At 67.3% G+C, this 26,636-nt stretch carries 20 protein-coding genes and 1 pseudogene; 9 read left to right on the forward strand and 12 right to left on the reverse strand.

Features of this window, described 5'->3' with window-relative positions:
- Positions 1–182 precede the first annotated feature (182 nt).
- Together ABZ370_RS27590 and xseA are read right to left on the reverse strand one after the other, a co-directional pair.
- On the reverse strand, positions 183–464 hold the full coding sequence (locus ABZ370_RS27590; protein ID WP_358625894.1) for an exodeoxyribonuclease VII small subunit: 282 nt from the start codon (positions 462–464) through the stop codon (positions 183–185).
- Between the two features lie 10 nt (positions 465–474).
- Entirely contained in the window at positions 475–1,713 is a 1,239-nt protein-coding gene (gene xseA, locus ABZ370_RS27595) for an exodeoxyribonuclease VII large subunit (protein ID WP_358625896.1), read from the reverse strand.
- Between the two features lie 53 nt (positions 1,714–1,766).
- Here xseA and ABZ370_RS27600 point away from each other — a divergent pair, with 53 nt between their 5' ends.
- Together ABZ370_RS27600 and ppgK are read left to right on the forward strand one after the other, a co-directional pair.
- Positions 1,767–2,786 (forward strand): 4-hydroxy-3-methylbut-2-enyl diphosphate reductase, encoded by a 1,020-nt coding sequence (locus ABZ370_RS27600; protein WP_358625898.1) that lies wholly within the window; start codon positions 1,767–1,769, stop codon positions 2,784–2,786.
- On the forward strand, positions 2,783–3,574 hold the full coding sequence (ppgK, locus tag ABZ370_RS27605; RefSeq protein ID WP_358625900.1) for a polyphosphate--glucose phosphotransferase: 792 nt from the start codon (positions 2,783–2,785) through the stop codon (positions 3,572–3,574). Before ABZ370_RS27600 ends, ppgK begins: the two co-directional genes overlap by 4 nt.
- Here the strand turns inward: ppgK and ABZ370_RS27610 are convergent.
- Positions 3,468–4,151: a DUF6542 domain-containing protein gene (locus ABZ370_RS27610; protein WP_358625902.1), complete on the reverse strand. Its 684-nt coding sequence runs from the start codon at positions 4,149–4,151 to the stop codon at positions 3,468–3,470. The genes ppgK and ABZ370_RS27610 overlap by 107 nt on opposite strands.
- Positions 4,152–4,368: 217 nt before the next feature.
- On the opposite strand from ABZ370_RS27610, the gene ychF reads away from it, so the two are divergent.
- A complete protein-coding gene (gene ychF / locus ABZ370_RS27615) occupies positions 4,369–5,457 on the forward strand; it encodes a redox-regulated ATPase YchF (RefSeq protein ID WP_358625904.1) in 1,089 nt (362 codons plus the stop codon).
- Between the two features lie 193 nt (positions 5,458–5,650).
- Here the strand turns inward: ychF and ABZ370_RS27620 are convergent, their stop codons facing one another.
- The 5 genes from ABZ370_RS27620 to ABZ370_RS27640 all read right to left on the reverse strand — a co-directional run bounded on the left by ABZ370_RS27620 (position 5,651) and on the right by ABZ370_RS27640 (position 15,414).
- Positions 5,651–7,390 carry a tetratricopeptide repeat protein gene (locus ABZ370_RS27620; protein WP_358625906.1) on the reverse strand — a complete coding sequence of 580 codons (1,740 nt, stop codon included), beginning with the start codon at positions 7,388–7,390 and terminating at the stop codon, positions 5,651–5,653.
- 146 nt (positions 7,391–7,536) lie between these two features.
- Entirely contained in the window at positions 7,537–8,679 is a 1,143-nt protein-coding gene (locus ABZ370_RS27625; RefSeq protein WP_358625908.1) for a hypothetical protein, read from the reverse strand.
- Positions 8,651–13,150: a hypothetical protein gene (locus tag ABZ370_RS27630; protein ID WP_358625910.1), complete on the reverse strand. Its 4,500-nt coding sequence runs from the start codon at positions 13,148–13,150 to the stop codon at positions 8,651–8,653. The genes ABZ370_RS27625 and ABZ370_RS27630 overlap by 29 nt, the downstream gene beginning before the upstream one ends.
- Positions 13,143–13,946 (reverse strand): hypothetical protein, encoded by an 804-nt coding sequence (locus ABZ370_RS27635; protein ID WP_358625912.1) that lies wholly within the window; start codon positions 13,944–13,946, stop codon positions 13,143–13,145. The genes ABZ370_RS27630 and ABZ370_RS27635 overlap by 8 nt, the downstream gene beginning before the upstream one ends.
- Positions 13,924–15,414 (reverse strand): hypothetical protein, encoded by a 1,491-nt coding sequence (locus tag ABZ370_RS27640; RefSeq protein ID WP_358625914.1) that lies wholly within the window; start codon positions 15,412–15,414, stop codon positions 13,924–13,926. Before ABZ370_RS27640 ends, ABZ370_RS27635 begins: the two co-directional genes overlap by 23 nt.
- Positions 15,415–15,695: 281 nt before the next feature.
- On the opposite strand from ABZ370_RS27640, the pseudogene ABZ370_RS27645 reads away from it, so the two are divergent.
- A pseudogene (locus ABZ370_RS27645) lies at positions 15,696–16,302 on the forward strand (transposase); the annotation flags it as partial.
- A 43-nt stretch (positions 16,303–16,345) separates the two neighbouring features.
- On the opposite strand, the gene ABZ370_RS27650 reads toward ABZ370_RS27645, so the two are convergent.
- Both ABZ370_RS27650 and ABZ370_RS27655 read right to left on the reverse strand, forming a co-directional pair.
- Positions 16,346–16,738, reverse strand: coding sequence for a PIN domain-containing protein (locus ABZ370_RS27650; RefSeq protein ID WP_358625916.1), 393 nt, complete (start codon positions 16,736–16,738; stop codon positions 16,346–16,348).
- Entirely contained in the window at positions 16,735–17,001 is a 267-nt protein-coding gene (locus ABZ370_RS27655) for a hypothetical protein (RefSeq protein ID WP_358625918.1), read from the reverse strand. Before ABZ370_RS27655 ends, ABZ370_RS27650 begins: the two co-directional genes overlap by 4 nt.
- 604 nt (positions 17,002–17,605) lie before the next feature.
- Here ABZ370_RS27655 and ABZ370_RS27660 point away from each other — a divergent pair.
- Both ABZ370_RS27660 and ABZ370_RS27665 read left to right on the forward strand, forming a co-directional pair.
- A complete protein-coding gene (locus ABZ370_RS27660) occupies positions 17,606–17,887 on the forward strand; it encodes a type II toxin-antitoxin system prevent-host-death family antitoxin (RefSeq protein ID WP_214975196.1) in 282 nt (93 codons plus the stop codon).
- Positions 17,884–18,138 carry a Txe/YoeB family addiction module toxin gene (locus ABZ370_RS27665; RefSeq protein WP_358625920.1) on the forward strand — a complete coding sequence of 85 codons (255 nt, stop codon included), beginning with the start codon at positions 17,884–17,886 and terminating at the stop codon, positions 18,136–18,138. The genes ABZ370_RS27660 and ABZ370_RS27665 overlap by 4 nt, the downstream gene beginning before the upstream one ends.
- 82 nt (positions 18,139–18,220) lie before the next feature.
- Here ABZ370_RS27665 and ABZ370_RS27670 read toward each other — a convergent pair whose 3' ends face one another.
- Positions 18,221–19,645: an arylsulfotransferase family protein gene (locus ABZ370_RS27670; protein WP_358625922.1), complete on the reverse strand. Its 1,425-nt coding sequence runs from the start codon at positions 19,643–19,645 to the stop codon at positions 18,221–18,223.
- A 474-nt stretch (positions 19,646–20,119) separates the two neighbouring features.
- Positions 20,120–21,556, reverse strand: coding sequence for a M1 family metallopeptidase (locus ABZ370_RS27675; protein WP_358626156.1), 1,437 nt, complete (start codon positions 21,554–21,556; stop codon positions 20,120–20,122).
- A 151-nt stretch (positions 21,557–21,707) separates the two neighbouring features.
- Between ABZ370_RS27675 and ABZ370_RS27680 the strand changes: the two genes are divergently transcribed.
- The 3 genes from ABZ370_RS27680 (at position 21,708) to ABZ370_RS27690 (ending at position 26,592) form a co-directional block, all read left to right on the forward strand.
- Positions 21,708–22,460 carry a GntR family transcriptional regulator gene (locus tag ABZ370_RS27680; RefSeq protein ID WP_358625924.1) on the forward strand — a complete coding sequence of 251 codons (753 nt, stop codon included), beginning with the start codon at positions 21,708–21,710 and terminating at the stop codon, positions 22,458–22,460.
- 212 nt (positions 22,461–22,672) lie between these two features.
- A complete protein-coding gene (locus ABZ370_RS27685; protein ID WP_358625926.1) occupies positions 22,673–24,406 on the forward strand; it encodes a hypothetical protein in 1,734 nt (577 codons plus the stop codon).
- 533 nt (positions 24,407–24,939) lie between these two features.
- Positions 24,940–26,592: an APC family permease gene (locus ABZ370_RS27690; protein WP_358625928.1), complete on the forward strand. Its 1,653-nt coding sequence runs from the start codon at positions 24,940–24,942 to the stop codon at positions 26,590–26,592.
- The last annotated feature ends 44 nt before the right edge of the window (positions 26,593–26,636 follow it).

The following is a 26,636-nucleotide window of genomic DNA, read 5'->3' on the forward strand; positions in this document are numbered from 1 at the left end:
CCCCACCCCCAGCCCCACCGGCGTTTGAGGAGCGGGGTCCAGGGGCGGAGCCCCGGCGGGGGTGCGGGGGCGGAGCCCCCGAAGTGGGGTCTGGGGCGCAGCCCCAGCCGGGGTCCGGGGCGGAGCCCCGGTTCGGGAAGGGGCGGGGTGGGGCTCCGCCCGCCGCAGGCGCCACCGCCCCGTCAGCCCTCGCCATCCCCCTCCGCGCCGCCACCACCGGCACCGCTCCCCGACCCCGCCAGCGCCGCGTCCAGCCGCGCCCGCGCCCCCTCCAGCCAGCGGCGGCACACCCCGGCCAGCTCCTCGCCCCGCTCCCACAGGGCCAGCGACTCCTCCAGGCTGGTGCCGCCCGCCTCCAGCCGCCGCACGACCTCGACCAGCTCGTCCCGCGCCTGCTCATAGCCGAGTGTCGCCTCTGCCGCCGCGCCGGTCGTCCCGTCGGCCTTCTCGTCCGTCTTCGCCATGCCCCTCAGCCTATTCAGTAGGTCCGACAGCCTCAGCGGGTCCGACAGCCGCCCGCACCGTGAACTCACCCTCCGCGACCCGCGCCCGCAGCTCCTCGTCCGCCGACACCTCCGCCGCCGCCCGCACCACCGACCCGTCGGCATGCTGCAGCACCGCATAGCCGCGCCGCAGCGTCGCGGCGGGGGAGAGGGCCACCACCCGGGCCTGGGTGTGCGCCAGCTCCGAGTCCGCCCGGTCCAGCAGATGCCCCAGACAGCGGCGGCCGCGGTCGAGCACCGACTCGATCTGCTCCTCGCGCTCCTCCACCATCCGCCGCGGCTGCCGCAGGCACGGCCGGGCGAGCGCGGCCTCCAGCCCCCGCTCCTCGCGGTCCAGCAGCCCGTTCACACTGCGCAGCGCGCGCTCGCGCAGCTGCTGGATGCGCGTCAGCTCCTCACCCACGTCCGGCACGGTCTTCTTCGCCGCGTCCGTGGGCGTGGAGGCACGCAGATCGGCGACCAGATCCAGCAGCGGCGAATCCGGCTCGTGCCCGATCGCGGAGACCACCGGCGTACGGCACGCCGCGACCGTCCGTACCAGCTGCTCGTCCGAGAACGGCAGCAGATCCTCCACGCTGCCGCCGCCCCGCGCGACCACGATCACGTCCACCGCGGGCAGCGCGTCCAGCTCCTTGACCGCTTCGATCACCTGCGGCACCGCGTGCGTCCCCTGCACCGCGACGTTGCGCACCTCGAAGCGGACGGCGGGCCAGCGCAGCCGGGCGTTCTCCAGGACGTCGCGCTCGGCGGCCGAGGCGCGGCCGCAGACCAGCCCTATCAGCTGCGGCAGGAACGGCAGCGGCTTCTTGCGCTCGGCGGCGAACAGCCCCTCGGCCGCCAGGGCCTTCTTCAACTGCTCCAGCCGCGCCAGCAGTTCCCCGACGCCCACCGGCCGGATCTCGGCGGCCCGCAGCGACAGCTGGCCGCGTGGCGCGTACCACTCCGGTTTGGCGTGCACGACGACCCGGGCGCCCTCCGAGACCGTGTCCGCGATTTTGTCGAAGACGGCGCGGAAGCAGGTGACGGTCAGCGAGATGTCGTAGCTGGGGTCGCGCAGTGTCAGGAAGACCACCCCGGCGCCCGGCCGCCGCGACAGCTGGGTGATCTGCCCCTCGACCCACACCGCCCCGAGCCGGTCGATCCATCCCCCGATCAGCCGGGACACCTCGCCGACCGGGATCGGCGCTTCCACGGACGTGTTGACAGCCATGCCCGCGAGCGTATCGGCCACCACCGACAGAGCCTGTTGTCATCGCCCCTACCATGGGGGACATGACTGCAACCTCCGCCCGCCGCGTCCTGCTCGCTGCCCCGCGTGGCTACTGCGCGGGCGTCGACCGTGCCGTGATCGCCGTCGAAAAGGCCCTGGAGCAGTACGGCGCGCCGATCTACGTGCGCAAGGAGATCGTCCACAACAAGTACGTCGTCCAGACCCTGGAAAAGAAGGGCGCGATCTTCGTCGAGGAGACGGAGGAGGTGCCCGAGGGCTCCATCGTGATCTTCTCGGCGCACGGCGTCGCGCCGGTCGTCCACGAGGAGGCCGCGCAGCGCAAGCTGGCCACCATCGACGCGACCTGCCCGCTGGTCACCAAGGTCCACAAGGAAGCCGTCCGGTTCGCCAATGAGGACTACGACATCCTCCTGATCGGTCACGAGGGCCACGAGGAAGTCATCGGCACCAGCGGCGAGGCGCCGGACCACGTCACCCTGGTCGACGGCCCGGGCGATGTGGAGAACGTCAAGGTCCGCGACGAGTCCAAGGTCGTCTGGCTGTCCCAGACCACCCTCTCGGTCGACGAGACCATGGAGACGGTGGACGCGCTCCAGGACCGCTTCCCGCAGCTCATCAGCCCGCCCAGCGACGACATCTGCTACGCCACCCAGAACCGCCAGATCGCGATCAAGCAGGTCGCGGCCGAATCCGACCTGGTCATCGTCGTCGGCTCCAAGAACTCCTCCAACTCGGTGCGGCTGGTCGAGGTCGCGATCGGCGCCGGTGCCAAGGACGGCCACCTGGTCGACTACGCGAGCGAGATCGACGAGGCCTGGCTGGAGGGCGTGACGACGGTCGGCGTGACCTCGGGCGCCTCCGTACCGGACGTGCTGATCGAAGGCGTCCTGGAGTGGCTGGCCGAGCGCGGCTACGGGGACGTGGAGGTCGTGCAGCCCATGCAGGAGACCATGACCTTCTCGCTGCCCAAGGAACTGCGCAGGGACCTGCGCGCCGAGGCCGCGGCCGCCGGAACGGCCGCGGCCACCGGTACCGACGGCGCACAGCAGTGACCGACGGAGGCGGCACTGCCGCACGGGTGTTCGGCGTGGACATCGGCGGGTCCGGGATCAAGGGCGCGCCGGTGGACCTGGACCGTGGCGACCTCGCCGAGGAGCGCCACAAGGTCCTCACCCCGCATCCGTCCACGCCCGAGGCGGTCGTGGACGGTGTGGTGGAGGTCGCCGGGCACTTCGGCTGGGCCGGGCGCCCGATCGGGGTCACCTTCCCGGGCGTGGTGACGGACGGGACGACCCTCACCGCGGCGAACGTCGACAAGAGCTGGATCGGCACCGACCTCGCCGGGGTGCTCGGCGAGCGGCTGGGCGCCCCGGTCACCGTACTCAACGACGCGGACGCGGCCGGAGTCGCCGAGATGACCTTCGGCGCGGGCCGGGGCCGCAAGGGCACCGTGATCGTGCTCACTCTCGGCACCGGCATCGGCAGCGCGGTCTTCACCGGCGGCAGGCTGGTTCCCAACACCGAGCTGGGCCATCTGGAGCTGGACGGCCACGAGGCGGAGAAGCACGCCTCCACCAAGGTCCGGGAGGACCACGACCTGAGCTGGCCGCACTGGGCGCACCGGGTGCAGAAGTACCTGGCGCACCTGGAGATGCTGTTCTCGCCCGAGCTGTTCGTGATCGGCGGCGGGGTGAGCCGGAAGGCGCACAAGTTCCTGCCGCTGATCGAGGACGTCAGGGCCGAGATCGTTCCGGCGCAGCTGCAGAATAACGCGGGGATCGTGGGTGCCGCGATGGCCGCGGCTGACGCTGCTGACGGCGCCGCCGCTGCCTCCCCATGAGGGCGATTCTGCGGACGAGGACGATCACCGCGGTGAGCAGCGTCCCGGCGTAGAGCCAGCCCGCGTTCAGCGACAGCGCGGTGAAGACGCCCAGCGCCTGGCCCGCGAACCCCTCGCTGCCGTCGTTGATCGGCAGCAGCCCGGCCGTGAAGGCGATCGGCACCCCGATCGCCCCCGGGAACAGGTCGGCGGGCCGTACCCACATCCCGCAGCCCGCGCACGCCAGCAGGAAGAACACCCCGTACGCGGTGGGCGACCCGGACAGGAGTAACGCGTCCAGACAGCCGAAGGCGAACATCGCGAGCGCGGTCAGCAGACCCGCGCCCAGGGCGGTGAGCCGGGCGCTGGGCACGGTGAAGGGCCGGTCGCGCAGCGCGGCGGCCGCGCCGAGCAGTCTGCCGCGCCCGTCGCGCCCGGCGCGTCCGCCCGGGCGCGCCACCGGCCGCGCGCCGCGCGCCGCGCCCTGCCCCCCGCTCCTGCTCCGGCCCCCGCTCCTGCCCGGGTACGTGTCGTCCGCCGCCGGGCGGGGCGAGGGAGCGGCCGCCCGGCGGGGCGTACGTGTCCTGTAATGCTCCACCAGACCAACGTAGGCGGGCGGAGGGCCGAAATCCGGACTGGGACACGCCCTTCGCGGGACCTTGGCAGTCTGTTCGACTGATTGTCAGCCCGGGAGGGTGACGGTCAGCCCGGATGGGTGACCGGAGACGGCCCCGTAGACTGGTGGACCGGCCCGAGGGCCATGCCCCTGTCCTTACATTCGATCCCGCTCCGGGAAGCTACGGGAAGTCGCCAACGTGTCGCTCACGATCGGAATCGTCGGTCTGCCGAATGTCGGCAAGTCGACCATGTTCAACGCCCTGACCAAGAACGACGTGCTGGCGGCCAACTACCCGTTCGCCACCATCGAGCCCAACGTCGGCGTCGTCGGCGTCCCCGACCCCCGCCTCGACAAGCTCGCCGAGCTGTTCGGCTCGGCCCGCAAGCTCCCCGCCACCGTCGACTTCGTCGACATCGCCGGGATCGTCAAGGGCGCCTCGGAGGGCGAGGGCCTGGGCAACAAGTTCCTGGCGAACATCCGCGAGTCCGACGCCATCTGCCAGGTCATCCGCGCCTTCAAGGACGAGAACGTCGTCCACGTCGACGGCAAGATCTCGCCCAAGAGCGACATCGAGACGATCAACACCGAGCTGATCCTGGCCGACCTCCAGACCATCGAAAAGGTGCTGCCCCGCCTGGTCAAGGAGTCCCGCATCCAGAAGGACAAGCAGGCCCAGGTCAAGGCCGTCGAAGAGGCCAAGGCCATCCTCGAAGAGGGCCACACCCTCTTCTCCGCCGGCATCGTCCAGGGCAGCGACCGCGCCGCCGTCCTCCACGACCTGCACCTGCTCACCACCAAGCCGTTCCTCTACGTCTTCAACGTCGACGAGGACGAGCTGACCGACGAGGACTTCAAGGCCGAACAGCGCTCCCTCGTCGCCCCCGCCGAGGCGATCTTCCTCAACGCCAAGCTCGAAGCGGACCTCGCCGAACTGGACGACGAGGAGGCCCTCGAACTCCTCCAGTCCGTAGGCCAGACCGAACCCGGCCTCGCCACCCTCGCCCACGTCGGCTTCAACACCCTCGGCCTCCAGACCTACCTCACGGCCGGCCCCAAGGAATCCCGGGCCTGGACCATCAAAAAGGGCGCCACGGCCCCCGAGGCGGCCGGTGTCATCCACACCGACTTCCAGAAGGGCTTCATCAAGGCCGAGGTCATCTCCTTCGACGACCTGGTCGAGACGGGCTCCGTCGCCGACGCCCGCTCGGCGGGCAAGGCCCGCATGGAGGGCAAGGACTACGTCATGCGCGACGGCGACGTAGTGGAGTTCCGCTTCAACGTGTGACCGGTGCGTTACTCTACGTTCAAGTCATTCGTTTAGCGTGCCGGTTTGGGGCCGAGCCTCCTCGAGAACTCGGCCCCTTTCGTGTCGTTGGGCGAGCGGGACGATTTGACCCGAGGTGTATGGCTCGGCGCTGTCGAGGCAGTCCTTTCATCTCGTATGCCCCTTCAGGCAAGGTGGACTTGATGTCGAGTGGTCAGCACTTCACCATTGCCATCAAGCGGCGTACGACGTGTTGATCCCTGTCGAAAGCCTTGCGAAGGCCATCAAAAGTCCACTGCGTGGCCGACTGGGGCACCGGACGACCCAAGTCGGCCGACAGCAGATAGTAATGCGCAGCGGTCCAGAGAGTTTCCGGATGGCCGTGAGGCAAGATCTCCTTCCGATATTTCAGGGTCTCCTCCAGCAGTGGGAGGGCTTTCCGGAATTCGTTCAGAGCGACGAGACAGAGCGCCAGATGATGGGCTGTGTCGAGGGTGTGCTGGTGGCGGATACCTAGGTGGTCCCGTTGTAGGCGGTAAATATGCAGGCCCAGTTGATAAGCTTGGGCGGGGTCCTGCGATGTCTCGAGCCGTGCCAGATAGCTTCCTGTGCGCATCGCTGGTCGGCTTTCCTGGCCGAAGAGATTGCACTGTTCCAGCCAGGATTGTCGGGCAAGCTGGCGCGCGTCGGAGTGGTGGCCCTTGGCGCCGAGATCGAGCGCGCAATACGCCGAAGCGGCCAGAGTCCTAGGATCGCCCGGGCCCAGCTCTCTCTCCCTTTCCAAGTAGACCTGCAAGTTGAGTCGCTCGGCTGTTTCGTAGTGCCCACGTCCGAAGTGGGCACGAGCCAGCAGTGACATCGCCACGAGGTCATCGGGGCGATGTTGCGCGAAGTGCTCCGCCCATGCCATGCGGAGATTGCCAAGACCGTCAATGGCCTCCCTGTATCTGCCGCTGTCCACCAAGTAGTTATATGTGTCAAGTGGCGCTTTTCGCCCAGGTTCTGTGCGAATATTCGCAGGATCGACAGCGAGGACGGATGGGGCGGCCAGCGCCCAGTCACCCCACGCCCTCTCCGGTGCGGCACGCTCTGGCACCGCTGCCACCAACAACTGTTCCGCCAACGCGAAGGCGCTAGCCGTGTCCTCAGGGCAGGCGGCGAGTAGGTCACGGATGACCGCGCCGCTGATTTCATCGAGTTTCGCCGCCCCGGTTTGTAAAATCATCAGCCCTCGATCGCGCAAACCTCCCAGTCTACGATGCAGGTCGCAAATAGTCAGGAGATACTGGGCATCCGACTCCGAAACTTCCCATCGGTCCCCCCTCAACGCGCGGGTGGGAAACGGATCGGGGCCGAGAACGGCCACTGCGTGAAGAAGATGAAGCATCCTCCGGTCTTCCTCGGATCCGGCTGCAAGCACACTCGTGGCCTTCGATAATCTACCTGCGAGCGATCCCGAAAAATCGGATGAGCGATACCCACTGAGGATTCTCGAAGCGCTCGACTTCAACTGTTCCAGCACCTGCCCCGGTGTCATGCCGCTCATCAGCCAACTCGCTGCTTTCTCCATGGCGAGCGGCAGGTCGTCCAACGCGCCGGCCAGACGCATGGCGTCGGCCTCCGTGAGTCCGTGGACCTGTGTTCTCAGCAGGCGCACCGACTCCTCTCGGGGCAGCACCGGAACCTGGATCACCCGAGCGATCCGGTGCCAGATCCCTGTGTCGGCCCGCGAGGTGATCAGGACCTTGGTCTCGTCCCGAGGCAGATACCGGACGACGTCTTCCGGGTCCGACACCCCGTCCAACACCAATAGATGAGGGCCCGATCTTCCGCTGACGGTGGTCAGACAGGAGGCGATCCGTTCGGCCGACTGACCAGAACCGGAGGTTGCCATATCGATCCAACTCACATCCGCGTACCGAGAGTGCTGCCGATGCGCCAGTTCGCTGCTCATCACCGTCTTCCCGATGCCCACTCGCCCGTTGAGCACGACCGGTACGCCGTCATCTGCCCGGTCCAGATATCCGGGGAGTACGTCGTCCACCAACTCGGTCCGTCCGAGGAAACTGGGATCGCGGCGCGGGAGCGCAAAACTCTCATTCATCTGTGCATGCCCCTGAGCCACTCGCTGTTCGCCTTCAGATACCGCAGGTTGACCCATTCCTGGGCGAGACGGTCTTCGCCGCACAGCAGCGCGGTCACCATGGCCTGATGCGAGGGATCGAGCCACCGCACTGGGCCGGCCGCCTGTTGTGTCGTAAGGCGCCTCTCCTTGCGCGGCAATGGAGTGCCGATGCCCAGCAGCGCGTCATAGAGCCCGACCGCAGGGAGCACTGAGGGGAGGTCCTTGTCCTTGAGGGCCTCCTCCGCAGCCGCAGCCGGGGTGGACAACCCGGTCGGGTCGAGGTCACCGAAGTAGCGGATCTCCGCGATCTTGCCGCGTCGGAGCATCTTGACACTGGCGAGTGAGGCCAAGAATGCACTTCCCATCCCACAGGCCACGTAGCCGACTGCGTGGCCCTCCATCCCGTCCAAGGCCTCTATCAACGACCAGCAAGTGGTGACGTTCTCCACGACCAGGAGAATGTCACCATCGCCGATGCGTCCGTAGCAACCGTCGCTCTCCACGATGAGTCTCTCGGTGATGATCTGAGGCGGTGCTGAGTACATCTGTAGCAGTTCGTACAGAGCTTCCCGGTCCGAGAAGAACGGGCCGCCCAACTCGTCGAACGCTTTTTCCTCGGCATCGAAGCATCCCGAGTAGGTTCGACTGCCGAAGATGTCAAGAGCACGCTCGCGTTTCGGTGCAGGTGTCATGTCGGGTTCGGAAAGGAACCAGTTGTTGACCGCGCGGTAGCCGATCCGCGTTCTGGGGGCGGCACTGTCCCAGTACTGGGCCACCTTGCGCATCCTCGGGTGCAAGGGAGGAAGCGGCTCCCGCACCTTCTTCATCGACGGGTGGGTGGGAAGCACCCACACTCCCTTCGGCAACGGAACCTTTTCCCCGTCGTCGCCCTTCATTGCGGCGATGGCCCCGTACCCGTACAGCTCGTCCAGCTGACGGCGCAGAACCACCGCCTCCAGTTCGTCCTCGACTTTCGGACGAGGCACCGTACGGAAGACGCGGCGCAGCTCCGGCAAAGAGACGCCGGTCTTGCGCGTACCGTCCCACTTCTTCCGCGAACCGGCGTGCTCGTACAGCGCGTTCAGCAGCTCACGCGCGGGGCGACTCAGATCGGTCAACGCTCTCTTCCTCGCGGTCCTGGTGGTGGTTGTGCTCCGCATCGTTACGGGCGTGGTACTTGATGGATGTGATCACCGGATTCTCGCCCTCCTCAAGAGGCTCAAGAAGATGCTTTCTCCCGTCGCCCACGACGCTGAGGTACATGCGGTGTGCGCGCAGATCGGCGTCATTGCGCAGGCGGATGACGAGCGGGAAGGAGTCCAGGACCGCCAAATCGTTCAGCCCTGTGGTGTACACGAGTTGGACACCCAGCGCACGGGCGACCGACTGCTGAAGCCTCAGCAGATAGCCGGCCGAGGCCCGACCGATCGGGTTGTCCAGGAACAGCACGCCCGAGTTCCGGCGGTGCTGCACCCTGCCCTTCTCGTTCGCGCGTAGCGCTGCCATGGTGCAGTAGAGGACGATGGCCGCGGTCAGCACCTGGCCGCCCGAGAAGACGTCCTTCATGGCCGAGACCGGCACCCGCTCCGTCCGTAGAACGGCGTCCGGCTTGAGGATCCGTACCCGGAACCCCTTGGGGGCGACTGCTTCGGTCACTCCGCGTAGCAGCAGTGCCAGACCGTCCCGTTTGATCTCTTTTCCGCGGATCACCGCTTCAGCGGTCTCGTCCACGACGGTACCGAGCCGGTCCTCCAGCGCCTGTTCGGAGACCTCGGTGAAGCGGATCCGCAGGAATTCCTGCTCGGACCACTCCTGCAAACCCTTGGGCAGTCGGGAAAGAGACTGCGCCCGCTTCAAAGTCCGCAGCGCCTCCTGCACTTGTTGGCACAGTTGGAGCACGATCTGTCGGCGGTGCCGTTCGATGGAGTCCAGGTCCACGGTGAGACTGCGCAGTCTGGCGCGGAGGTTGTCACTCCATTCGGCCGCTCGCGCGGGCAGTTCGGCACGAGGACAGGACTGGATCACAGTGCGGCTGGGGGAGGACAACTCTCCGAATCGGGCGTCCGCGGCGAACCCGACCAGATGATCGGTCAACGTCCGTTCTTCGGCGAGTGCCGTCTCGACCTTCGTGCCGACTCGGTCGTACTCGGTCTTCAGCACAGTGTGCCGGTCTCGGGCGGCCGAGACACCGCCCTCGTACGGCACGTCGTCTTCGCGGGGTTCACCCGACCGGGACAGGACGGTGATCAGGTCCGTGAAGTTTTTCGCGGATGAGAGCAGAGAGACGGCGGTACTCTCAGCATGCTCGCTGTGGTACGTGAGTTCGCGCCGGATACGTCCGGCTTCATCCCGATCGTGCTCCGCCGCCTCGATCAGGCGTATACCGTGTATGACGTGCTGAGGCGGGCCGTAGGGAGCGAGATCCACGTCGGTGAGCGGATCCGGAAAGTCTTTGAGGACCGCTCGGTGTTCCGCGATACTCGCGTCCGCCCCGGCCAGTGAGGTCTGACAGTCGCGGAGCGCCTGTTCGGCACGGCGTTGAGCGGCAGCCCGGCTCGCGCCGTCCACTCCGTCAGGACCGTTCAGCAACGCCCGGGCGGTTGCTCGTGCTTCGGGCGAATCGTTTTCCAGCTCCCGCGCGGCGTCCCTCTCGCGTTGTTCCGCCTGACGCATGTCGAGAAGGAGGTCGGCTCCGACTGATGCCCGTTCGTATTCGATGGCCGCAGCCTCGTAGGCACGGCGCAGCACGGGGAGCGGTTCCGCCGGAACCTCCGTCCTGCCCTCCGGAACGGCATCGGCGCCCGGAAGCTCATCCAGTTCGGCGGTGATGCGGTGAGCGGACCCGGTCAGACGGTCCATCGTGCGCACGTGCTCGGCGCTGGCGGCCCGGTGACTTTTGGCGGCCGTTTCTGCCTGTTGAGCGGCCTCCCGTGCTCGAACCTCCGCCGTCCGAGCCCGGTCCACTGCGGTCTGCCAGTCGGGGATCCGCTCCTCCTGGCTGGCCAGCCCACTCAACGTGGACTTGCGGGTTTCCAGTGCCGACTGCGCCGTACGAAGCGGCGGAATGGCTTCGCGGATGGCCTTGAGACGGGCGGCTGCAACCTCACGCTGCCTGGTTTGCTCGGTCAGCGCCTCCTGGGCCTCGTCGTGAGCCTGCACCCGGGCGGTGACGATCTCGCGCAGTTCGGCGAGCCTTCCTTCAGGGAAATCCGCCTGCCACTCCTCAAGGCGGTTGAGCAGCGAGAGGAACATACGTTGCCGAGCATCCCACTCGGCGATCCGCGCGCGGTGTTCGTCATGGCGACGACCGAGGGCGAGCCGCTCCTCCGAGGCTGCTCGCTCGTCGTACAGCGCCGGATGCGGAGGCACTACGAAATCCAGCCGGGAGAGTGATGCGTCGAGTTCGTGCATGTCAGTGGTGGTGCCTAGCGCCACCAGCGTGCTGGGCCACAGCTTTCGGGAGGCCAGGATCTCCGTTGCCCGCGCCGCCTGCTCGGGATCGTTCAGGAGCACGCCCGTGACCAGATGCGGCACGCGCTCAATGAGCGTATGGCGCTGCTCGACCCGGGGCAGACCGGCGAGGTAGTCCCAGCCGGTATAGGCATCGACACCGGCTTCTCGCAATGTCTCGCACGCTTCCGCGGCCTCGGGGGAGGGCGGCAGTAGCTCGTTCGTCTCCAACGCGAGCCTGGCCCGTTCGTCACGGACCATGGCGATACGGATCTCGGTCCTCGCTACATCCGCGGCGTCACGTCGCTGAGCGAGCTTGCCCACCAGCCTGGGTGCGTCCACCTCCAGGTCGAGACGGTCGATGTCCAGGAGTGCGAGCGGTTGGATCTCCGCTTCCAAGGCACGAGTACGCTCGTCGGCTCTCGTCCAGTCGCGGCGGGCCAGATCGAGAGAGTGCCGGGCCTCGGCCAAAGTCTGCTCTGCGGCTCGGCAGGCCCGGTGGGAAGCATCGTAAAGGTCTGCCGCGTCCTCGGCGGCGGACTCCTGCCGGGATATCTCCCCGGCGTTCTTACGGGCCTCCTCCTCGGCTTGCCGCGCGGCGTCACGAGCCGTCACGCCGTCGCTCAGCAGACCGTCGCGCACGGCGCCTGCGAGGGCGTCCCGCACTTCCTGGATACGGGTGTCGAGCGCCTTGGCCTGCGCCTGGTGCTCGGCAGCCAGGCCAACGGCCGCGTTGTGCTCGGTCTGAGCCTGCTCGGACAGCGCGCGTTCGCGTTCTGCCTGCCGCTGCGCCGTCGTCGCCTGCTCAGTGAGGCGTCGTGACATGGTGCGCAGTGCCCAGACGAGAACCTTTAGCGCGGCGTCCCGGGCCTGCAGTGCCGGAAGGGCGGCTTCCTCAGTACGCCGGACCAGTTCACGCAACCGGTTCGCGTTGGCGATCGCCTCCAGACTCTTGGCCAGGCGGGGTACAACCTTCCAGGCGCATTCGGTCTCCTGCGCTCGGTTCCAGGCGGCGCGGGCCCTCTGTTGTTCCTCCCGGGCTTCGTCCAGCTTCAACAAGGCTGTGAGGCGGCCCAGTTCACGAGCCGCAGCCACGAGCTTCTCGTGATGGAGCACGGCCCGCCGCAGGTCGCCGCCAAGGCGTTTGGCAACGTCCTCGCTCGCCTTCGCGGCCTCGGCCTCACGGAACGCGCGTACCTTGATAGACCGGACAAAGGTGTCCAGCGTCTTCCTCGCGTCCCGCTGTTCCTCTTGGGCGGTGAGAGCGGTGGTATGGATGCCGGCCAGCGGTTCGAGGAACTCCAGCGCGCTGGCCACGAAGTCCCGTTCCAAGGTCAGCGCACCACGCCTGCCGAGCTTGTCGCCGTAGGAGTTCAGCAGGTTGGCGAGATCCTGGGCCGGTCCGGTGGGCACCACGGCCGACAGCAGGAACTCCACGAAGGCGGCGTCGCTGGCGAAGGAGAAGACGTCGGCCGCCTCACCTTCCCCGGCGTTCATCGCCCGTTGGTAGCGAAAGAGTTCGGGGTCCAAGCCGAGGTCTGTGAGTCGTTCCGTCCATTCCGACTGAACGCGGAAATGATTGAACTCAAGTTCGGGATTAGCCCGTTGGGCCTCGTCGAGTTCGCCGATGAAGTCGGCCAGCCGCAGATATCGTCCGTCCTCGGCCACGGGGAGGGTGTCGAGTGTGGTCCCCTGTGTAGGGCGGAAGTGGTACCAGCGTTCCATCAAGTTGGATGCGTCGGGAGTCGCCTTGAGGTGGCGCCACTCGGCGACTTTGCCCGTCACCAGCCGACGCCCGCTGCGGGTGTGTGTCCACTCCAGCGCGATGTGGGCCACATCGTTGTCGAGGACGAATCCGCTCAGCGTACGTGGATCACGAGTACCCACCACTTGACGGCGTCCGGGCAGAAGGACCGAGAAGATCAGCTTGATCAGTACGGACTTGCCGCCGCCGTTCTCAAGGAAGAGCACCGTGGCCGGGGAGGGGCGCCGGACAGGTTGCTCGTCCCTGACGCTGAACAAGGTGGCGGGACGGTCGGCGATGGGATCTCCGACGCCGCTGAAGTCCAGGAGAACGTTCTCGTAGCGCGCCGCCTTGGGCCCGACGGACTGCAGGAGTACTCGGGACAGCTCATACATCCTCCGGGGCCTCCGCCACGCATCCCGGTCCGGTCGCCACAGCCATGGGAAGGACCACGCCCAGCGCCACCAACTCCTCGAAAGCGCTGGTGGCCGCAAGTTCGCGCACCTGAAGCTGGTAACGCCGTGTGGTCTGAAAGACGTCCTCGCCGGCGTTCTTCATCGGTGTCAGGAAGCCTTGCTCCGCGAGGAAGTTCAGGGCTCGGGAAACCATGCCCTTGGTGGTGTTCATCGCTCGACGCTTGTCCTTGGTGGGGAATGCCTCGGGCCGGTTGGCATACGCGTGCCAGGCCAATTCCAGTTCCGGTGCGTCACTGGGTACGTCAGCCGACTCCTCCCGGGACGCCGCTTTCTCCCGCAACCGGTCGCAGGCTTCGCGAACGACGGCGTCGACCACATCGACACTGACCCTGCCGACGTACTCGTCTTTGGCGAGGTCGTCCGGCCGAGGGAAGGACACCGCGGCGACGGCAAGGTGGATGATGCCGTGCAGAAAGCGCTCTGCATAGCCGCCTTCCTTCTGGGTGCGGCGGGCATAGGTTTCTATCCTGGTCTCGAAGGGAGAACCTCCGTCCGCGGCGATTGCGAGGCCGATGTCCTCGTGTTCCCCCAGCACCCTGAGCCCCAGACCGGTGGCGATGCGCCCGGTCAGGGTTCGGAACGCGCCGTCGTGCCGGTAACGGCGCAACAGCTCTCGGTAGGCGTTGTCGCGACTTGGCAGTAGCCGAGGGCGCATCGCGAAGGCGAGTAATTGCGCCGCCTGTTCGGCGTCGTCATCCGTGAAGCGAGATCTCATCACCGAACTCCTCATGCCGAGCCGTACCGGGCTCTTCTGATCCAGGAACGACTGGCTTTACGCCTACTTTCGTGAGCCACAGTTCGTCGCCACCGAACTCCGGGTCGTGCAGCGGATCCCCGGTGGGTACGGCGATCAACACCTCAGGTACGCGCTCACGAACCGCGTCACCGACGGGCGGATTGAAGGCGTGTGCCGCCCGATGCATCACCAGCCGGGCGACCTGAGGATCATGGCGGTGCGCACGGGCGAGCAAGTCACTCAGCAACGCGGAGCCACCAGGCAGGGAGAGGATCTCGCTTGACAGCCTAAAATGTTCGGGAGTGAACAATTCGCGTTCCGGCAGGGTGTCGAGGTGCGGTTCCCGGACCTCGCCAGCGAACCTCTCAGGCTCCGAGGGCGGTTGCAGCAGGCGTCCTACAAGTGACGACAGCGTGAGAACTTCGGGGGGCGCCGGGGCGACCGCTCCCCGGAAGAAGTCGTACACCGGCCCGAGTGCTTTACCCACGGGAAGCCCGAGCAGCGGTACCAGCAGTTGCCCGTGCAAGTGCAGTGCGGCGCGCTGCGGTTCGCCGGAGAACAGCTGACGGTCCTGTTCGGAACGGAATTGATCCCCCGCTTCCTGTACCGCTTTCTGAAGCTGCATATGACGGCGGATGCAGTCGCGGACGATCTCCACGAGTTCCGCTGCCCGCTGCTTGTGGCGCGGATCGTCGGAGTCGTCCCGCGCGGCGGTGATGTTGGTCAGGATGGCGTGTTCCGCCGTGTAGCGCCCCTCGATGTGCTCAAGGGCGTCCAAAAGCAGGTCCGGTACCACCCGCTCCCAGTCCACAGTGCGCACGTCGCGGCGAGTGGCGTCCAGGTAGCGACGTAGGGTCTCTCCGTATTGGACCGTGCGGTACCTGGCCTGTTCGGCGGCGAGTTTGGCATCGGCGAGCCGACCGCGTCGGATGAGATTGTCGAGTTTGACCTCGGCGGCGATCTGCGCGGACTCCACATCCGTGTCCAATGCGCCGACGAGTACGTTGATGGCCTCGTCGGTGGCGCGCAGCGAAAACCCGTCGGGTGTCGACTGTTCCACCAACAGCTTGAAGTCGAACTCGAATCGGTTGTAGGTTCCCTCGTCGCCGACGAGCCCGTAGGGCCAGGAGAATCCACGTTCGATGGTGCCGACATTGATCAGCCGCTGGAGTACCCAGTCGGCCACCGCGCTGTGCTCGGCGTCACCTCTGTCGGGCGCCTGAGCCGCGACGAAGTGCTTCACCTGCTCAAGTACTTTGGCGTGCTCGGCTCCGGTGTCGAAGTCCATCGCGATGGTGACCTGATCGATCGTGTGCAACGCGATTTCGGCCATGTGATAGACCTTGGCGTTCGCCCAATCCAGCGACGCCTTGCGCTGATCCAACGCCTGCAACGGAGCCGTGCAAGCCAGCGCCTTGACGCGGCGAACCAGTCCTTCATCAGGCAAGTGAGGCGGGTGGGAAAGGTCGCGATACACAATCCGTCACGCTAGCACCCCCTAAACCGCCGTACGCAGAGATCCCCAAATATCCGGCTCGACAACTCCCTTCACTCGCAATCGCGCCGCTGGCAGAAATCTATCGCTCGCGAACTGTTGTTCCCTTGTTCGGCGCTCTGGACGCCTTGGGGCACTGCCTAGGAGATCACTGAAAATGTTGCGGGTTCTGGCCTCGGCCCGGCAGGGCCGGGGCCAGTCTTGTAGGCATGCAGGGTGAGTGGGTCGGGGAGATGGTCGGGCCGGATGTGTGGGAGACCTGCCGGGAGTTGATCCCGGTAGGGAGTGTGTTCGCGTTCCTGGCCGAGCACCGTGAGGATCTGTTTCCGCCGCCGATGTTCGCGGACATGTATCCGTCGGTGAACGGGCGGCCGAGTCTGCCGCCGCAGGTGCTGGCCGCGACGGTGGTGCTGCAGAGCCTGCAGGGGCTGTCGGACTTCGAGACGGTCCAGGATCTGCGGTGTGACCTGCGCTGGAAGGCCGCTTGCGGGCTCGGCTTGTACGACACCGCGTTCGACCCGTCGCTGCTGACGTACTTCCGGCGCCATCTTCGCCACTAGGCCGATCCGACGCGGATCTTCACCAAGGTCAGGGGAATCGTGGCCGCGACCGGTGTGCTCAAGGGCAGGCAGCGGCGCGCTTTGGACTCCACCGTGCTCGATGACGCGGTGGCCACCCAGGGCACCGTCACTCAGATCGTCTCCGCCATCCGCCGGGTGATCCGTGAGGTCCCCGGCGCCCAGGAGGTGGCCACGGAGCACTGCCGGGCGCACGACTACACCGGACCCGGGCAAACCGAAGATCGCCTGGGACGACGAGGCACCTCGCGCCGCTCTGGTGATCTGTGGGCCCGCACGGGCTGGTCGTCGGAGACCAACGGTGGTCAGACGGTGCGGATTACAGAGGCGGGTTTGGTGTCCTGGGCGTCGATGAGGGTGCGGATGTCGTCCGGGTCCGAGGTCCAGATGATGGCGCCGAGGCTGGCTGCCATGGTCACGACGGTGGCGTCGACGATGTCGGAGGTGCCGGCCTTGCCGCAGAGAATGCCTGCGGTTTTGGCGGTTTCGAGGCCGACGGGTTCGACATGGCACCCGGCGAGAAACTTGCCGAGTCTGACCTGGCGGCGGGAGTCCCGCCATGCCTGGCTGACGACGACGGACGGGACGTGGATGTCCCGGCCGTCTTCCAGAGCCAGGCTGTGACGGGCCCACATGCGTCGGTCGTCGTTGTCGATGGCGATGAGGACCCCGGCGTCGTACAGGTAGGGGATGTTCACGCGGCCGAGGCTCCCGGGCTGCTGAAGTACTCGGCGTCGGCAGCGGCCAGGTCCGCGCGGGCGGCAGCGAGCTCCTCTGGAGTGAAGGCGCCGTGTTCGGCCTGCCACTCCTGGACGACGGCCCGGCCAGCCCGCAGGCGCAGCTCGCGTTCGGCGGCTCCGGCGACGAGGCGGGAGAGCGGGATGCCTTCTTCCTCGGCGGCTCCGGCCAGGGCTTCGGCCAGGGATTCGTCGAGAGTGATAGTCACCTTCTTGGTAGCCATACATCAACCATAGCGTGGTATGGCCTTCGGTGCTGGGCGAGGAGGGGTCAGCGGATTGATGGTGAATGTCCTGCTTGGTCATGAGGTGGCGGTGCACGGTTTCGAGCACGGGCCAGGCGAGGGGTCGGGGGTTTGGGAGACAGCGCTGGCGAACGGCGTGCCGATCCGTGAGGTCCCGCGCTGGCTCGGCCACAAGTCCGATCAGGGCCACCGTGGACATCTACGGCCACCTGGTTCCCGAGGTGTGGGATCGTTGTCGAGACATCATGCAGAACGCCATGCGCCCGGCGATCGAGAACTCGGAGGAGTCTGCCTCCGCAGCGTGACGTGCTGGATCGGGGCTGGATGCGATCAGTTTGGCGGATGTTTGCGCAGGTGGGAGCGGTGCACTGAAGGTTCCGCTTCAACGTGTGAACGGGGTGAAGCAACGCCACGTTGCTGACCCGACAAACGTGCAGGTTGACGGGGCCGACTCCTCCGGGAGGCGGCCCCTTGGTGTTTCCCGTTCCGGGATGGCGCTGGGATACCTGGTCCTTCACGGCCTCTCTGGAGGGGGCCGGGAGTGGTACGTTATCCAGTACTACTTGATGGAAGGGGTCAGGTCATGTCCATAACCGCGAGCGAAGCCCGCAAGGCTCTCTTTCCGCTGATCAAGAAGGTCAATGACGACCACGAGGCCATCGAGATCGTCTCCAAGCATGGCAACGCAGTGCTCGTCTCGGCCGAGGATTACGCGGCGCTGCGCGAGGGCTCGTACCTGCTGCGCTCGCCTGCGAATGCACGGCGTCTGCTCAAGGCGTATGAGAATGCCCTGGGCAACATCAACGTGTCGGAGCGCGAGCTGATCGATCCGGACGCGGCGGACCCTGCTGCGGGTGCTGCGTGAGGCTTGTTTTCGAAGATCAGGGCTGGGAGGACTACACGTCCTGGCTCAAGAACGACCGCAAGATGCTCGCTCGGATCAACAGGCTCATCGAGGATGTCAAGCGAGACCCTTTCTCGGGGATCGGCAAGCCCGAGCCATTGAAATACCACTTGCCCGGTGCGTGGTCCAGGCGGATCGACGACGAGCACCGTCTCGTCTACCTGGTCACGGACAAGGAGATCGTGATCCTCGCTGCCCGCTACCACTACTGAGATGCACGCATCACCTGAACACAGCGCCACACCCGTCGCGGACTTCAGGCGGGCTCGGTAGCCGACTCGGTGGAGTTCCGCTTCAACGTGTAGCTGCGCGGCCCCCGAGTTTCACGGCCTTGGATGTCCGCAGGACCTTCCCTGCCGCGTCCAGCGCCCGCACCTGGAAGTACGGGCCCGGTGCGGGTGTCGTGACGGCCGTCTCGAAGCCGGTTCGCCTGGTGTGCCCGACGGCCACCGACAGGGACCGGGGAGTCGGTCCGGCGAGCACTTGCCATGCCTTGGTTCGCGTCGAGCCGTTCCAGGAGGCGTAGACGACGCTGTGTGGTCCGGTCCGCCGGGCGGCCGCGTGCGGCCGGTAGTAGGGGGTGCCGGCCCAGGTGTCGCGGAACGCCCGGTACGAGATGTTGGAGCCCGGCATCTTCGCGTCGTAGAGCAGGTTTCGGGTGGGGGCGTGCTCGGAGTTCCCGGCACCGGCGTATTCGGAGTAGTAAGAGCTCTGCCCCCATCCGATGAACTCGTTCCCGTTGGAAAGCCCCTGGGTGTTTCCCTGGGACGCCGAGAACAGCGCCGGATGGTGGTAGTAGGCCCTCGCGACGGTTGCCCGGTGCTTGGGGAAGTCGAGCTTGAGGATCAAGCCGTGGGACTTCTGCTCGGGTGCGCCGACCGGTTGGTTGCAGCATCCGTCGTCGAACATGCTGATCTCGTGCCCCGGCCGGTATCGCACATCGTGCTGCCAGAAGAAATCCGCGTTCCGGCCGAAGGAGAAGTCGCTCTTCTTGCCGCCGAGCTGCCACCGGATCTTCCCGGTGTTCTTGGAGATCTCGTACGCGGCCCACATGTTGCGGGACGAGACCAGCAGCCGGCCCTTTGGCCCTTCGTCGATCGAGTTCAGGTGGTAGGCGTCCCACACCCCGCCGGACGACGACGCGTCGGAGGCCGACACCTCGGAATCGGCGGGGTCGAGGTGCTTCAGCGCGTCCCAGGAGAAGAGGAGTTTCCCCGTGGCGAGGTCGACCTCCTGGATCTGGCTGTCGAGAATCGCCCCGTCTTTCGGCCCGCCGTAACGGGTGAGGTCCATGGGGATCGGTTTCGACGCGAGAAACAGCGCGGTGGCCCTGCGGGTCAGCAGGAACTCATGCTCGTCCGGGAAGAAACCGTGATGCGCGAAGACCGTCTTGAGGAGACGGTAGTGGCGGTCGTAGATGTAATAGCACCCGCCCGGTTCCGGGGCTCCGGCCGGCAGGTTCGTGTACGTCGGCGGGATGGCGATGGACCCCTGCCACCAGGTGAGCACCGGCTGTGTCCGGCCGCTCCGGGGGTCGCGGTAGGTCTGCACCTTGAAGTCGGCGTTCTGGAGACTGGCGGAGGGGAGGGGGCGGAACCAGACCGGATCACCGGAGTCGTCGAGGATCAGCGAGCCCGTCTGGCCGACGACCGTCGCGCCCGTGTTGTAGGGCGCGACGAAGATGTTCCCGGCGGCCGTTCCCGGTTTGCGCGTGGTCACGCCGACCCGCATGGGATGGAGGCGTGGCGCGGATACGAAGTTCCATACCTCGCTTCCCGAGGTGGTCGATTCCGGAGTGGTCGCACCGTGCGCCCTGCCGGAACTACTCGACGGCGGGGCGGGTTTCGTCGCGCACAAGCGGGGCGAGGCCGCCCGGGAATCCGTCGCGGGAGCCGGAGGACAACTCGCGCCGAGAAATGCCAGGGCGGCAGTGCACACCGACACGGCGCGACTGATCTCTTTTCTCGTACTGAGAGCCCACATCGCTTGCGCTGTCATCGCCGATCTCCCTACTGTCCGGGCGCCCCAGTCGGAATGACGCGCGATCGTCCGACGCGAGCTTCCGCTCTCTGGTGACGGTAGATATCGCGGCCGGACCGAATCCGCTGGACGCCACTCCGGTGGGCCGTTCGGACGCCCACTACACCCGGGCGGACGCGGTGAGGCCGCCCGAATGGGCCAGAGGGCGGGCCGTCAGCGGGCGGGTTTGGCCTTGGCGTAGAGCCAGGTTTTGAAGAGCTTGTCCAGGGGCTTGCCGGAGAGGCGTTTGGACAGGGTGATGAACTGCTTCGTGTCGGCGTTGCCGTGGCGGTGGGTCTTCAGCCAGGTGCGGAGGATGCGGAAGAAGGCGGGGTCGCCGACGGCGCGGCGGAGTTGGTGGAGGGCCATGGCGCCGCGGCCGTAGACGGGTGGGTCGGAGACGTGGCCGGGGGAGGGCGGGGCGGCGGGTGGGAAGGCCCAGATGCCCTTGCTCTCGTCGTCCGTGCCGTCGTAGAAGTCGTCGAAGGTCTGCTGCGCGGTGCGGCCGTGGTGTTGTTCGGTCCAGAGCCACTCGGCGTAGGTGGCGAAGCCCTCGTTGAGCCACATGTCTTTCCAGGTGCGCGGGGTGACCGAGTTGCCGAACCACTGGTGGGCCAGTTCGTGGACGATGAGGCGCTGGTCCGGGGCGGCGGCGAAGTAGGGCTTGGTCTGGGTTTCCAGGGCGTAGCCGAGGTCAGGGAGGTGGTCGACGATGGCGCCGGTGGAGGCGAAGGGGTAGGGGCCGAAGGTGCGGCGTTCCCATGCGGTGATCTTGGTGATCTGGGCGGGGACGTCGCGGGAGGCCTTGGCCTCGGTGGGGTCGATGGCGACGTATTGGGGGAGGCCGTCGGCGGTGGTGGTGTGGATGTCGAAGCGGCCGATGGCGACGGTGGCCAGGTACGTGGCCATGGGGTCGCGGGTGCGCCAGTGGTGGGTGGTACGGCCGTTGCGGGTGGTGCGGCGGGTGAGTTCGCCGTTGGAGACGGCCGCGTAGCCCCGGGGGACGGTGACGGCGATGTCGAACGCGGCCTTGTCGGAGGGGTGGTTGTTGCCGGGGAACCAGGTCATGGAGCCGGTCGGTTCGCCGAGGCCGACGGCGCCGTCGGCGGTGCGGAGCCAGCCCTCGCGGGAGCCGTCCGGGTCGGTGAGGGTCTTCGGCTTGCCGTCGTAGACGACGGTCGTCGTGAAGGTGCGGTCCTTGGGGAGCGCGGTGGCGGGGGTGAGGGTCAGCTCGGTGCTGTGGCGGGTGGCGCGGGCGGGGCGGCTGTTCACGGTGGTCTCGCGGACGTGCAGTCCGGCGAGGTCGAGGTGGAAGGAGCTGAGGGCCCGGGTGGTACGGGCGGTGATCCGGGCGGTGCCGCGCAGCCGGTGGGTGGCGGGCGCGTAGTCGAGGGTGAGGCCGTAGTGGGTGACGTCGTAGCCGCCGTTGCCGAGGGTGGGGAAGAGGGGGTCGCCGACTCCGGATGCGCCTCGTCGAGGTGCGGAGCCGGTGTTGGTGTCGGTGCAGGACGTGGTCAGCAGGAGGAGCAGGGGGACGAGCAGTGCGCCGGGGAAGAGACGGGGGCGGTGCTGGGGCACGGTTCTCCTCGGGTCGGCGGGGCGCGGGTTGATGATCGTCATGAAACCGGCTGAACCGGATGCCTGTCGATATAAACGTCCCCGAACTGCAGTTCACCACTTCTAGTGAAGCTTTGGCCGTCAGTTGCTATCAGCAACCGTCGGTTGTCAAGCTGTTGCTGACTGTCAACCACTGGGAGTGCACGTGGCCTTTGGTGACCAGCCCGCATACCTCCGTGTCGCCGACGACCTACGGAAGAAGATCGTCGCGGGCGATTTGCCGGCGCACGCCCGCCTCCCCTCCCAGGCGCGCATCCGCGAGGAGTACGGGGTCTCCGACACCGTCGCCCTCGAAGCCCGCAAGGTGCTGATGGCCGAGGGCCTGGTCGAGGGCCGTTCCGGGTCGGGTACGTACGTCCGTGAGCAGCCCGTTCCGCGTCGGCTGATGCGCACCGGCTACCACATCCGGAAGGAGTCCAGCCCGTTCCGGCAGGAGCAGGGGGACGACCGGGTCAGCGGCAGCTGGGAGTCCGGGAGTGAGCAGGAGGGGGCGAGTCCGGAGATCGCCGAGCGGCTGCGGGTCGAGCCGGGGGAGCGTGTGATGCGCACCCGGTATCTCTTCAGGGCGGCGGGCGAGCCGGTGATGCTCTCCACGTCCTGGGAGTCGCTCGCCGTCACCGGCCGCACCCCCGTGATGCTGCCCGAGGAGGGGCCGCTGGCCGGGCGTGGGGTGGTCGAGCGGATGGCGGCCGTCGACGTGGTGGTGGACAACGTGGCGGAAGAGGTCGGGGCGCGTCCGGGGCTCGCCGAGGAGGTGCTGGCGCTGGGCGGGGTGCCGGGCCATGTGGTGCTCGTGATCTCCCGTACGTACTTCGCCGGGGGGCGGCCGGTGGAGACCGCGGACGTGGTGACGCTGGCCGAGCGCTATCGGGTCGCGTACCACCTGCCGGTGAAGTGACGCCGGGGCGCCTGCCGTCCGGGGCGGCGTGACCGCGAGTTGTGGTGTGAGCGCGCGTTGCGGTGTGGCCGCCCGTTGTGGTGTGACCGCGAGTTTACGTCCGCCCCTTCGCCTTAACGGACCGGCAACACCCGCCCGCGGCCTGCCGACACGTGCCCGGCCTAGCTTCCTCAGGCGTACCGCTCACGCGCCGAACGACAGGGGAAGCCGCCATGACGGATACGGTCACACCCGATCAGACGCAGACACAGACGGGGGCGACCGGGCCTCGCGCGCCGCGGCGCAGTTACGCCCGGCTCGCCGCCGACGAGAGCCGCGAGGACTATTCGCTGCGCTACGCGCCGCACTCCTACCGCCGCTGGTCGCCGACCATGGTCGCGTCGACGGCGCTCGGCGGCATCGCGTACCTCGCCGACTTCGCGATCGGCGCGTCCATCGTCTTCACGTACGGCTTCACCAGCGGTCTCGCCTCGATCCTCACCGCGGCGACGATCATCTTCCTGACCGGTATCCCGATCGCGCGCGCCTGCGCGACCTACGGGCTGGACATGGATCTGATCACCCGTGGTGCCGGATTCGGCTACTTCGGATCGACTCTGACCTCGCTCATCTACGCGAGCTTCACCTTCATCTTCTTCGCGCTGGAGGGCTCGATCATGGCGCAGGCCATGCATCAGGCCCTCCATATCCCGCTCCCCATCGGCTATCTGATCACCACTCTGATCGTCATCCCGATCGTCTTCCGCGGGATGGGCGCGCTCGCCAAGGTGCAGGCGTGGACCCAGCCGCTGTGGCTGATCGGCCTGGTGCTGCCGTTCGTGGTGCTCGCCTTCGAGCGGCCGGACGCCTGGGCGTCGTTCGCCTCCTTCGGCGGTACGGAGGGGGCGGGCTCCGGCTTCGACTGGATCGGGTACGGGCTCGGCACCGGGGTGGCGCTCTCGCTGATCGCCCAGATCGGTGAGCAGGCCGACTATCTGCGCTTCATGCCCGCCAAGACCGAGCAGAACCGGCGGCGCTGGAACCTGGCGGTGCTGGCCGCCGGGCCCGGCTGGGTGGTGATCGGGGCGGCCAAGCAGCTCGGCGGCGCGTTCCTGGCCTTCGTGGCGCTCGGCGCGGTCGGCACGACCCACGCCTTGGAGCCCATCGCCCCGCAGATCGAGGCGCTGAAGCCCTGGCTCGGCTCGGTCGCGCTGCCGGCCGCCGCGCTGTTCGTCGTGGTCTCCCAGGTCAAGATCAATGTGACCAACGCCTACAGCGGCTCACTGTCCTGGTCCAACTTCTTCTCCCGGGTGACCCATCGCCACCCCGGCCGGGTCTGGTACATCTTCCTCAACCTCGCCATCGCGCTGGCGCTGATGGAGATGAACATGTTCGCGGTGCTCAACAAGCTGCTGGGCTTCTACTCCAACGTCGGCATCGCCTGGATCGCGGCGGTCACCGCCGATCTGGTGATCAACAAGCCGCTGGGGCTGAGCCCCAAGTACATCGAGTTCAAACGCGCGTATCTGTACTCGGTGAACCCGGCGGGGTTCGGCGCGATGGTGATCGCCTCGACGGTTTCCATCACCGCCTTCTTCGGCGCGTTCGGGGAGGTGGCCGAGGCGTTCTCCACCTTCATCGCCTGCGGTCTGGCGCTGGTGCTCAGCCCGCTGCTGGCCTGGCTCACCCGGGGGCGCTACTACCTGGCCCGGCCGAACCCGGTGAACGGCCCGGGGGTGGAGGTGGCGGACATCACCGCCACCCACACCTGTGCGGTGTGCGAGACGGAGTACGAGCTGCCGGACATCGCCGACTGCCCGGTGCAGGCCGGGGCGATCTGCTCGCTGTGCTGCTCGCTGGACGCCGAATGCGGGGACGCCTGCCGGAAGGGAGTCAAGGGCGCCAAGGGGCCGCAAGGCGTGCCGGTGCTGTTGCCGGTGCCGACGGTGCGTGCGAGCGACGGATAAGCCGGGTAAAGCAGAAGAGGGGGCAGAGGGGGACGAGGGAGCCGAGGCGGGTAAAGGGCCGGTAATTTATTCGGCTGTTCTTTCTCCGGCTCGCGGCCAACTTGAGCTTCATTTGAGCTTGTTGGTCCGTGAGTGGCGCCTGGTTCCCCGTCCTCCGCTATTCAAAACCCGTGCATCGGAATCAATGCCCGCGACTTGTCGAATCGGACGCATTCGGCGATATCGGAGCGGAATGGCGGCGCCGGTGAGGGTGCGGCCCCCCGTGCCGCCCCCGCGCTGCTCCGTGCCGTCTGGCCAGTGCCTTCGTGCGACGTCGAATGCCGTGCCCGGTCCGTAAAGATTCCGCGAAGGCCCTTCCGGTAGTGGGCCTCATGCTCTCCGCAATGCCCGTGCGGGATTGGTGTGTTGCGTAGATCACATGTGTCCGTCGTCAGCTCAGATCGACCTCAAGCCCGTAAAGCGCACCCTTATTTCGCTTGTACGATGGCGCGCGTTTGCATCAGGTCTGGGGGGCGAAAGGAGCGTGAGGGGCGTTGAGTACGGAGCAGGGTTCCCACTCGCATTACAAACGGTCACTCGGCACGGTGGCCCTCACCGCGGTGGGCCTCGGTTCGATTATTGGCTCCGGCTGGCTGTTCGGCGCCGCGCGGGCCGCGGCGCTGGCGGGCCCGGCCGCCATCTTTGCCTGGGTGATCGGTGCGGCGGTCGCCCTGACCATCGCCCTGACGTACTCCGAGCTCGGCTCGATGTTCCCCAAGGCCGGCGGCATGGTGCGGTACGGCCAGTACTCGCACGGCTCGCTGGCCGGGTATCTGGCCGCCTGGGCCAACTGGATCGCGATCGTCTCCGTCATCCCTGGTGAGGCGACCGCGTCCGTCCAGTACATGAGCTCCTGGGACTTCGGCTGGGCCAAGGCGCTGTACGACGGGAAGGAGCTGACCGGCAGCGGTGTCGCGCTCGCGTCCGTGCTGCTCGTCTTCTACTTCTTCCTCAACTGGTTCGCGATCACCCTCTTCGCGAAGACCAACACCGCGATCACCGTCTTCAAGCTCGTCGTCCCGGCCCTGACCGCGGGCGCCCTGCTGATGTCGCACTTCGACACCGGCAACGTCACCGGCAACGGCGGCTTCACGCCGAACGGCTGGAACTCGGTGTTCACCGCCGTCGCCGTCTCCGGCATCGTCTGGGCCTATAACGGGTTCCAGTCGCCGCTCAACATGGCGGGCGAGGCCCGCAACCCGGGCAAGTCGCTGCCCAAGGCCGTCATCAGCTCCATCCTCATCGCGCTGGTGATCTACGTAGCGCTGCAGATCGCGTTCCTGACCGCCGTCCCGGCGGCCGACCTCGCGCACGGCGGCTGGGCCAAGCTCTCGTACAACTCCCCGCTCGCCGACCTCTCCCTCGCCTGGGGCCTGAACTGGCTGGCGCTGCTGCTGTACGCGGACGCCTTCGTCTCCCCGTCCGGCACCGGCATGATCTACGCGGCCACCACCTCCCGCATGGTCCAGGGCGTTCAGGAGAACGGCCACCTGCCCGGCGTCTTCGGCAAGGTCGACCCGAAGACCGGCATCCCGCGCCCGGCGCTGGTGCTCAACCTGGTGATCGCCTTCGCGTTCCTCGCGGTCTTCCGCGGCTGGGGCTCACTGGCCGAGATCGTCTCCGTGGCCACCGTCATCTCGTACATCACCGGCCCGGTCGCCGTGATGTCGCTGCGGCGGCTCTCCCCGGACCTGCCGCGTCCGGTGAAGCTGCGCGCGATGCCGGTCATCGCGCCGGTCGCGATGGTCTTCGGATCGCTCGTCCTCTACTGGGCCCGCTGGCCGCTCACCGGCAAGGTCATCCTCATCATGGCGATCGGTCTGCCGATCTGGGCCTGGTACGAGCTGCGCAAGCCGTGGGCCGAGCTGAAGCCGCATCTGATGTCCGGCGCCTGGATGGTGACGTACCTGCTGGTCATGGCCGCGTTCTCATGGGCCGGTGGCAAGGAGTTCGGCGGCCGCGGCTATGTGCCCGAGGGCTGGGACATCCTGCTCGTCGCCCTGATCGCCCTCGGCTTCTACGCCTGGGGCGTGCGCAGCGCCTGGCGCAATCCGTCGCTGCTGCAGGCCGAGCGCGAGCTGGCCGAGACCACGGCCGAGGACCTGACCGGCGAGGCGGACCGGGAGACGGTCTCCGCGCGCTCCTGAGCGCGTGGCCGGATGCGTGCCTCGTTGTAAGAACACGTATCCGC

The sequence above is a fragment of the Streptomyces sp. NPDC005962 genome, assembly GCF_040629205.1.
Taxonomy (GTDB): Bacteria; Actinomycetota; Actinomycetes; order Streptomycetales; family Streptomycetaceae; genus Streptomyces.

What these genes read in the sequence shown, in the direction of transcription:
- ABZ370_RS27590 (WP_358625894.1), bottom strand. Translation starts at nt 464, where the DNA reads ATGGCGAAGACGGACGAGAAGGCCGACGGGACGACCGGCGCGGCGGCA.
- xseA (WP_358625896.1), bottom strand. Translation starts at nt 1,713, where the DNA reads ATGGCTGTCAACACGTCCGTGGAAGCGCCGATCCCGGTCGGCGAGGTG.
- ABZ370_RS27600 (WP_358625898.1), top strand. Translation starts at nt 1,767, where the DNA reads ATGGGGGACATGACTGCAACCTCCGCCCGCCGCGTCCTGCTCGCTGCC.
- ABZ370_RS27620 (WP_358625906.1), bottom strand. Translation starts at nt 7,390, where the DNA reads ATGAGCAGCGAACTGGCGCATCGGCAGCACTCTCGGTACGCGGATGTG.
- ABZ370_RS27630 (WP_358625910.1), bottom strand. Translation starts at nt 13,150, where the DNA reads ATGTATGAGCTGTCCCGAGTACTCCTGCAGTCCGTCGGGCCCAAGGCG.
- ABZ370_RS27635 (WP_358625912.1), bottom strand. Translation starts at nt 13,946, where the DNA reads ATGAGATCTCGCTTCACGGATGACGACGCCGAACAGGCGGCGCAATTA.
- ABZ370_RS27655 (WP_358625918.1), bottom strand. Translation starts at nt 17,001, where the DNA reads ATGGCTACCAAGAAGGTGACTATCACTCTCGACGAATCCCTGGCCGAA.
- ABZ370_RS27660 (WP_214975196.1), top strand. Translation starts at nt 17,606, where the DNA reads ATGTCCATAACCGCGAGCGAAGCCCGCAAGGCTCTCTTTCCGCTGATC.
- ABZ370_RS27685 (WP_358625926.1), top strand. Translation starts at nt 22,673, where the DNA reads ATGACGGATACGGTCACACCCGATCAGACGCAGACACAGACGGGGGCG.